Below are 2775 nucleotides of genomic sequence, written 5' to 3' on the forward strand. Positions count from 1 at the left end.
TACCAATGCTCGCCCCGACATTCACCTCTCGACCATGCAGCGCGTATGGCTCGTTGAGGAAGGTAGAAATCCGCCCAGCCAGATTTTCGGCTTGCTCCACGCTGGACACGCGCGTCACGAGGGCGAATTCGTCGCCCCCGAACCGGGCGATGATATCCGAACCGCACATCTGCCCCTTCAGGCGCTCGGCGACCGCGACCAAGACCTGATCACCCACCGAATGACCAAGGGAATCGTTCACTGCCTTGAACTCGTCGAGGTCGAGGAAAAGGAATGCTGTCTGCGCTTTCTGGTTTGTCTCCGTCAATGCCTGTGCGAGTTTCCGGTCCAGCATGTTGCGATTCAGCAGGCCGGTCAGGCTGTCGTAATGCTCCAGTTGGAAAAGCTGCTGCTCGGAGCGGCGGCGCTCGGTCATGTCACGCGCAATGACGAGCAGCCGGGCCGGCGCGCCATCTGGACCAGGAATGGGCGCAACGGAAGCATCCCACCATTTCGATGCTCCCCTAGACGTTGGACCGTATCCCGAGAAATGACCGTTACGACCGTTCCGCGCTATGCTGAGCGCCTTGTCCAGAGCCTTCTCGACAGAGGCAGGCCAAAGGTTGGACAATGGTTGTCCGTGCAGCGGGGCAAACTCCTCGACCTCCATCGCCCTCTGCCCGGGCATGTTCATAAATCTGATATTTCCATGCAAATCTGTGATCGTTATGCAGTCTGATGTGCTGTCAAGAATGCTGTGCACGAAGGATTCGCTGTCGAGCAGGCGCCGGTCTTCCTGCGCAAGTTCGAAAGCGAGTGCCAATGCCGCACGTCGCTCGTCTGGCGTCTCAGAGGCGGACAGTTGTTCTATGCAGTGCTGCCGCAATGACTTGTTGTGGATCGAATCTGCGATGCGCAGAGCGGTCTCTCTGACCAGACGACGACCCGGATCTCTGGTTTTGGACATGTCGAGCACCGTCACGCATATTCCTCCTGCCGGAGCGAGGCAGGTTCGAAGACATCATGGTGAATGCCGGCATAGTTCCGGATACTTTGGATCCTGGCATCCGAACAGTCCATGAGGGCAGCCAACGCTGTCACTTTGCCCATCGGTTTGGGGGAGCCAAGGTAGTCGTACGGTGCATTTCCCGACCGCTTGAGAACCCTGTCCATCACCGGATCGATCACTGCCACGGCGTCCGAAACCCCCGCTGTCATGGCATATTCGAAGGCTCCGATCATGATCTCACTGGTCACGTGGGATATCGTGTTCGCCCCCGAACCTCGCCCGAGTTGCTCGGTATCTACGCAAAACCTCGTCGCCTCCCACAAGGAGGAACTGCGCAGCGGCGGCTCCCCGTCGAGAAGATCGGAGAATACATCGGCCAGCATGTGCGGCCCGGTCGTCTGAAGCAGTCGCATGCATCCGACCACCTTGCCGGCGTCATTGATGCTGACAACATGCGCAGGGTCCATGTCGTCGAAATGGTCGCGTTCCTGCCCATTCCGGATCTGGACGTCCCACCCCAGCCTGCCGCCGAACACACGTGCCCTAAGGCAGTGCATTTCCTCCAGCGCTTTCACATGCTCGCTGCTGTTCAGTCCATCAATGATGATGATCATTACTCGCTCTCCATTGCAAATTTGAGGAGAGCTTCGCCAACCGGCCATTTTTCCGCTATACGGGGAATCCCGTAGTAGCGTCACCCTGGCAGGACAAGCCCTAGGCCCACTGCCCGCCCTACGGTCTGCGCCGTAGTGAGAGCACCCAGCTTCTCACGCGCTGACCGAAGGTGAACCTCTACGGTTCGATGCGATATAGTCAATATATCGCCGATCTCACTCTGAGACTTTCCTGCGGCAGTCCATTGCAGGATCTCCCGCTCGCGGGACGAAAGTTGTGGCCTGCGCAATACACGCGACAAGATGTCAGACTGCATGATGGCGTCATGCATGTGAACCGCCGCCAGTTGCAGGGCACTCGCCTGCTGCCGAATCAGCGATTGCCATTCGTTCTGCGAACAATCCCGGGTTACGCTCAGCAGGCCGCAATCTCCGTAAGGTCCGCGGACCGGCACGGTAAGGCCTCGAGGCGTGATGCCAAAATCATGTGCGGAGAAAAAGACGGCCTCGAACTTGTCGTTACGCTCGAACCTTGCCCAGTCGACCGGTGCAATACTCTTCGAGGCCAGCCTCAGGGTCGGGTCGATGCGGTGATAACCCCGTTTGGCATAATGCAACTTCCACTCGGGAGAATAGTTCGCGTAACCCTGCACGAGGCCGGTAACGGGGTTGATCGCTGCGTAGGATGCGTAGTCAAACTCCAGATTCTGACACAAATCATCAATGAAAGTCTCAAAATCTCCTTCACCATTGGTAAGGGGAGCCAGATCGATGAGGTCCATCAGAGACACCCTCCAGGTTTACCGGCTGAACCCGCCCGCCAACCGAGTAACTTCGTCTGACGTCTTCGGCGACATTGCCAATAAACACAAGTAGCACGGTTTTTCCATCCGACAGTCCCTTTCCCTTCATATAAATGAGAAGGCGGCAACTCTCCCTTCTACGGACACGCCGTACGGGCGCTGATACATCGCTCGATCAAGGTGCGCAGGCCCCGGCGCCGCTCGCGCCGCGGTCGGTCCTGCGCGCAGCGGACCAACTGCTGTACCTCGTTGCTACACTCCCGCATCAGCGCAGATGTTTCGCGCGCGAAACATCTGCCGGCTCCCTATCGTGTCTTCTTCTGCACGAAGCCGAGAAAGGCGCGGTCCGCAGACCGCAGCCGCCGCAGCG

3 protein-coding genes are annotated in these 2775 nt (G+C 58.3%); all 3 read right to left on the minus strand.

What is annotated here, in order from left to right; genetic code table 11:
* Positions 1–961: diguanylate cyclase domain-containing protein (locus ACFDS3_RS20400; protein WP_375264158.1), on the minus strand; the 961-nt coding region annotated here is incomplete at its 3' end.
* Positions 958–1602 carry an acyl-homoserine-lactone synthase gene (locus ACFDS3_RS20405; protein ID WP_375264159.1) on the minus strand — a complete coding sequence of 215 codons (645 nt, stop codon included), beginning with the start codon at positions 1600–1602 and terminating at the stop codon, positions 958–960. The genes ACFDS3_RS20400 and ACFDS3_RS20405, both read right to left, overlap by 4 nt.
* Positions 1603–1682: 80 nt before the next feature.
* On the minus strand, positions 1683–2384 hold the full coding sequence (locus ACFDS3_RS20410; RefSeq protein ID WP_375264160.1) for an autoinducer binding domain-containing protein: 702 nt from the start codon (positions 2382–2384) through the stop codon (positions 1683–1685).
* Positions 2385–2775 lie beyond the last annotated feature (391 nt).

The sequence above is a fragment of the Palleronia sp. genome (assembly GCF_042089775.1).
Lineage (GTDB): Bacteria > Pseudomonadota > Alphaproteobacteria > Rhodobacterales > Rhodobacteraceae > Palleronia.